This window comes from Demequina sp. (assembly GCF_016278775.1).
In the GTDB taxonomy this organism is placed as follows: Bacteria; Actinomycetota; Actinomycetes; order Actinomycetales; family Demequinaceae; genus Demequina.
The window spans coordinates 1-5,294 of sequence record NZ_JADQBF010000102.1 but is presented as its reverse complement, the minus strand read 5'-3'; the positions used below and the strand labels follow the sequence as shown (position 1 = coordinate 5,294).

At 66.5% G+C, this 5,294-nt stretch carries 6 protein-coding genes; 1 reads left to right on the top strand and 5 read right to left on the bottom strand.

What is annotated here, in order from left to right:
• Nucleotides 1-215: hypothetical protein (locus QZZ33_RS11420; RefSeq protein ID WP_291380142.1), on the top strand; the 215-nt coding region annotated here is incomplete at its 5' end.
• 44 nt (nt 216-259) lie between these two features.
• Here QZZ33_RS11420 and QZZ33_RS11415 read toward each other — a convergent pair.
• From QZZ33_RS11415 to QZZ33_RS11395, 5 genes are all read right to left on the bottom strand, one after another.
• Complete coding sequence (locus QZZ33_RS11415) at nt 260-988, bottom strand: glycerophosphodiester phosphodiesterase family protein (RefSeq protein WP_291380141.1); 729 nt, start codon at nt 986-988, stop codon at nt 260-262.
• A gap of 8 nt (nt 989-996) precedes the next feature.
• A complete protein-coding gene (locus tag QZZ33_RS11410; protein ID WP_291380143.1) occupies nt 997-2,790 on the bottom strand; it encodes a proline--tRNA ligase in 1,794 nt (597 codons plus the stop codon).
• 60 nt (nt 2,791-2,850) lie between these two features.
• A complete protein-coding gene (locus QZZ33_RS11405; protein WP_291380140.1) occupies nt 2,851-3,198 on the bottom strand; it encodes a DUF4333 domain-containing protein in 348 nt (115 codons plus the stop codon).
• Nucleotides 3,195-3,626 (bottom strand): hypothetical protein, encoded by a 432-nt coding sequence (locus QZZ33_RS11400; protein ID WP_291380139.1) that lies wholly within the window; start codon nt 3,624-3,626, stop codon nt 3,195-3,197. Before QZZ33_RS11400 ends, QZZ33_RS11405 begins: the two co-directional genes overlap by 4 nt.
• A 114-nt stretch (nt 3,627-3,740) precedes the next feature.
• Nucleotides 3,741-5,147 carry a hypothetical protein gene (locus QZZ33_RS11395; RefSeq protein WP_291380138.1) on the bottom strand — a complete coding sequence of 469 codons (1,407 nt, stop codon included), beginning with the start codon at nt 5,145-5,147 and terminating at the stop codon, nt 3,741-3,743.
• Between the last annotated feature and the right edge of the window lie 147 nt (nt 5,148-5,294).

Sequence of the window (5,294 nt, the reverse complement as noted above, 5' to 3'; positions counted from 1 at the left end):
AGGGTGACCGAGTCTGGTTCACCCCACCCCGAGACATCGACCCCCTCCAACAACCACGCCCCGGCGGACTCGCGGCACTCACCCTCGGCAACACCGCAACGGGAATCAAAGTCGGCGCAGGCAACGGGCGCGCCGACGCGCCCGCCAAACCTCCTGGGGAGAACTCTGTCTCCACCACCGACACACGGGAGAACTCCGCCCGCAAAGCCGCCTGAGACGCGCTCATCACGGGGAAGCCGCCCCGCGCAAGGCACTCCGGCTAGCGCCCCTCTTTCTCGTTTCGCACAGCGATAGCGGCCGCAGGATCGTCGGTGATGATGGCGTCGATGCCCGCGCGCACCAGTGCGCGCCACTCGGCCGGGTCATTGACCGTCCACGCGCGCACCGCTATGCCAGCTTCCTTGAAGCCCTCGATCATCCCGGGCAAGCCGAGCGTCGCGTAGTACGGATGCATCGCGTCGGCGCCGATGTGGCGCGCGTAGACCCACGGATCGACCAGCGCCTCCTCGTACAGCGGTGCTATGGATAGCGATGGATCGCGCTCTCGCAGCGCCACGAGCGTGACGTGGTTGAACGAGGAGTATGCGAGACGCTCCCCCATGCCGGACGCCCGGTGGGCCGCGACAAGCGCGTCCTCGATGCCCCCGTAGAGGACGGGCCTGTTCTTGACCTCGACGTTAAGCGTCATCGCTGTGGGTGTGAGCAGGTCAAAGACCTCGCGCAGTTCCGGGATGCGCAGGGCGCCCGACGCGTCGTCCCCCACATCCACGCCGTCGAGATCGCGCAGGGTGAGGTCGCGAATCAACGCAGTTGAGCCGTCGGGAAGCGTGACCGTCGGATCGTGTCGCACCACGAGACGGCCGTCGGCGGTCAGGTGCACGTCGAGTTCGATGCCATCGGCACCGTCGGCAACGGCGAGCAGAAACGCCGCCATGGTGTTCTCAGGGGCGAGCAGACGCGAGCCACGGTGGGCCCAGATGGCGGTCACGACGCCGACTACCCGCCGAGAGACTCGCGCACTGCCGTCGCCACTGCCGTCACGGCCTCAGCAACGGGAATCTCAGCCGAGTCACCCGTGGCCCTGTTCTTGAACTCGACGGTCCCACTTTCCAGACCGCGGCCCACGACCAGGATGTACGGCGCGCCAAGCAGTTCGGAGTCCTTGAACTTCACTCCAGGCGAGACCTTGGGCCGGTCGTCGTACAGCACCTCGACGCCCGCGGCTTCGAGGCCGGACGCCAGTTCCTCCGCCGCCGCGAACACGGCGTCGTCCTTGCCCGTGGCCATCACGTGCACGTGATACGGCGCCACGTGGATGGGCCACGCGAGGCCAAGCTCGTCATGGTGGTGCTCTGCGAGTACCGCTACCGCGCGCGTCACGCCGATCCCATAGGACCCCATCGTGACGGTCACCTGCTTGCCGTTGACGTCAAGCACTTTGAGGTCGAGAGCCTCGGCATACTTGCGGCCCAGTTGGAAGATGTGCCCGATCTCCACCCCGCGCGCGAGTTCGAGCGGGCCGGAGCCGTCTGGAGCCTCGTCCCCCGCGCGCACCTCCGCACCCTCAACGGTGCCGTCGGCCACAAAGTCGCGGCCCATGGTGAGCTCGAAGACGTGGCGCCCCTCGGCGTCGGCGCCGGTCACCCAGCGGGTACCCTCAACAATGCGCGGGTCTACGAGATACGGGATTGCGGTGTCCGAATCGTCGCCACGCTTCACGCCTGCAGCACGGGCCTGCGGTCCCAAGACCCCAGGGCCGATGTAGCCCTTGACCAGGTGAGGGTGCGCCGCGAAGTCCGCGTCGTTGGCGGGCTCCACGACCGCGGGAGCCAGGGCCGCCTCGAGGCGAGTCATGTCGGCTTCGCGGTCGCCTGGAACGCCGACCACCAGTAGCGATCGCTCACCAGCGGGCGAGGTCAGGGCCAGGACGACGTTCTTGAGGGTGTCAGCGGCCGTCCACTCCCTGTCGGGTCGGGGATGCCGCGCGTTCGCCAGGTCCACGAGCGTGGCGATGGTGGGCGTGTCGGGAGTGTCTTCGACGTGCGCGGCAGGGGCGTCGGCGATGTCGAGCGCGGGCGGCGCCGGCGTCGTGACCGCCTCGACATTGGCCGTGTAGCCGCCCGGCGAGCGGACGTAGGTGTCCTCGCCCACCTCAGTGGGCGACAGGAACTCCTCAGACTTGGACCCGCCCATCGCGCCCGACTGGGCCTGGACGATGACGTACTCAAGGCCCAACCGCTCGAAGATCCGGATGTAGGCCTCGCGTTGGATCTGATACGACCGCTCGAGACCCTCATCATCGATGTCGAAGCTGTACGAGTCCTTCATGATGAACTCGCGGCCGCGCAGCAGACCCGCACGAGGCCGAGCCTCATCGCGGTACTTGTTCTGGACTTGGTAAATCGTCAGCGGGAGGTCCTTGTACGAGGAGTACAGGTCCTTCACCAGGAGCGTGAACATCTCCTCGTGCGTGGGCGCGAGCAGGTAGTCGCCGCCCTTACGGTCCGTCAGCCGGAACAGGTTGGGACCGTACTCGGTCCAGCGGCCGGTGACTTCGTAGGGCTCGCGCGGCAACAACGCAGGGAAGTGGACCTCTTGGCCGCCAGCAGCATCCATCTCCTCACGCACGATCGCCTCGACCTTGGCGAGCACCTTGAGGCCCAACGGGAGCCACGTGTAGATGCCGGGGGCGGCGCGGCGAATGTAGCCCGCCCGGAGCAGGAGCCGATGCGAGGCGACCTCGGCGTCGACCGGGTCTTCGCGGAGCGTACGGACAAAGAGCGTGGACATGCGAAGCATGGGGCAAGCCTAGTTGCCAGAACGCCGGGCGCTGAGCGCCCCACGCGATACCTAGCGGGGTAGAGGTTCCGCCCCCACCTTGGCATCAAAAACGAAATCCTTGCCGTCGACGTCTTCGAGCGTCACCACGACCGCGTAGCGGTCCGCGTCTCCCACGACCGACAGGATGCAGTCGACCACGCGGCCTTCCTCAATGCGGATGCGCTCCGTCCCACAGTTGAGATCGGGAGGAGCGTCGGCACCGACCGACTTGGCGAGTTCTGTGGCGACCTGGCTGGCCAGCTCATCCGGTTGGATGTAGTACCCCGTAGAAGCCGAGAATTGGCATCCCGTGGCAAAGAGGGTGAGGCTCGCGACGCCAACAACGGCTACCCGCACCTTCCCCGCGCGCGCGGTCACAGCTGCACCACCTTTGCTGAGTCAATCGCGGCAGTGAGAAGTTCGACCGCACCGGGAGTCCCGGAGCGGGCGGTACCTGTGAAGCGCACCTGGTCTGAGCAGACGCCGTTTTCGACGATCGTTGCCAAGACCACGAAGCGCAGGTCGGGAGCCCCGCTGGGCCCGAGCACGTCATACTCACGCCGTAGCCACGTGCTCCCCGCACGCTCCACACGGTCGTCCGATACGGCGACAAAAGCGGGACGCTGTGCCACATAACCGTCGATGGCTCTGGCCGCATCGTCGAGCGTCATGCCGGTCGCCTCGCGGGTGACCGACACCACGACGTTCGACCGGTACGCACCCTCAGGACCCGTCGTATCCACCACGGAGAAGATGGATGGTGAACTGAACTCAACACTCCACGACTCGGGAGCGTCAAGCGTCACGCTAGGTAACGCCGGCACCGCCGGACTCGGATATGACACTGCACCCACGAACAAACCCCCACCTATCTCGTCACGGATCGCGCTCTGCGAGCGACCTCTTCGATCACTGCCACCCTATTCGAACCAACTGGCGATCGACTCCACGGCCTCCCTGGGGCTGAAGTCGACGTACACATCGGCTCCGACACCCTCGCCGAGCGCAAATCCCAAATCGATATTGCCGCCGACGTGCTCCCACCCGAGGTCCCACCCGCCCGCGTACGACGCGCCCACGCCAACGTCGACCGATGCCCCACCACCGAACGACAACGGACCGAAGGTGACGTCCTTCCTCGCCTCGACGCCGGCCGTGGCCTGAGCGCCGAAACTCACGTGCTGACTCACCTGATTGAACGTCGTGGTGGTGTCGGCCACAGCCCAGGCACCCGCCTGAGCGTATGCAGCGACGTAGTCGGTGCTTGACGCGTACCCGTTCGCGAACGACGTGGTCGACGTTGCTTCGACATCTACGCGTGCCCTTGCGCTGAGATCGAACGATGCGCTTGAGCCCTCACCCACCGTCGAGGTCGCAGCGAAGGAAGCGTTCGCGGAGGCTTCGGCGTTCGCGGCGATCTGAGACTCATTGTGGATGAAGCCGTCGAACATGTCCGACGTCGTATACAGGCCCGCACTCGCCATCGCTTCCGCCCTGGCGTACGCGCTCGCATCGAGGTTGCCGTCCTCGTAAGAAAACTCCGCGTCCGCATCCGCGTCGGCATGGGCTTGCGCACGCAGCCACGCGGAACTCGCGAACAATCCGCCGAACAAAGAGAGCTCAAAACCCTTCTCGGCGACCCCATCCCCGGGCGCTTCACCCATGCCCAGGCCCTGAGACGTGGAAGCGTCCGCGCCAAACAGGGCCGTCAGGAGTCCTCGCCAGAGGCCGAGCATGGCGGTGAGCGCATCGTAGGCATCCTGCTGCATGCGTCCGGCCGCCCTCGCCACGCCGAGCGCCGCCATGATGGCATCGGCGATGACGCGGGTGCCGCGCGACTGCAGCGCCGCGACGAACTCCCAATCGGCCTCATGGCGCTCCTGCGCGAGGCGATGCATGAGCCCCAGGGCCTCTTGCGCCTGATCCATAGCGTGCTGGCGCTTCCACGCGAAGGTGGGGTCGGCCATTGCCTCCGGCTCGAGGTGATCGAGAAGCGAGAGCACGTACCGCGTGCGATCAATCTCCGACTGCGCGTAGCGCACTCGACCTTGAAGGCCCGCGAGGATGTCGGCGTATCGTCGCGCCGCGACGGCCCACCGATGAGCCTCCTCTGACACTGACTCGATGGCGGCGGCGTCGTTGAGGGCTCGCAGCGACCACGCGCTCACGGCGAACGAGATGTGGCGGTCGCCCGCGAGGCCAGCCTCCTGGCGTAGGCGTGTAGCGGCCTCTTGACCATTCGTGGCCATGCGGTTGCAGGCTTCCGCGAAACCCAGGATGTCGCTCGGGGTGCCCACTGCAGGGTCGTCCTCAGTCCACTGCCTCATTGGTCGAGAAATCCCGCCCGTGCGTCGGACTCGAGACGCGTCTCGGCTCCCACAAAGGAGTCGGCGACGTGTGAGGCGCCATCGGCGAGTTGGCTGACCTTCATCGCCATGGCGACGCCGGTGGTTTCCAGCCAGTGCGCTCTGTCG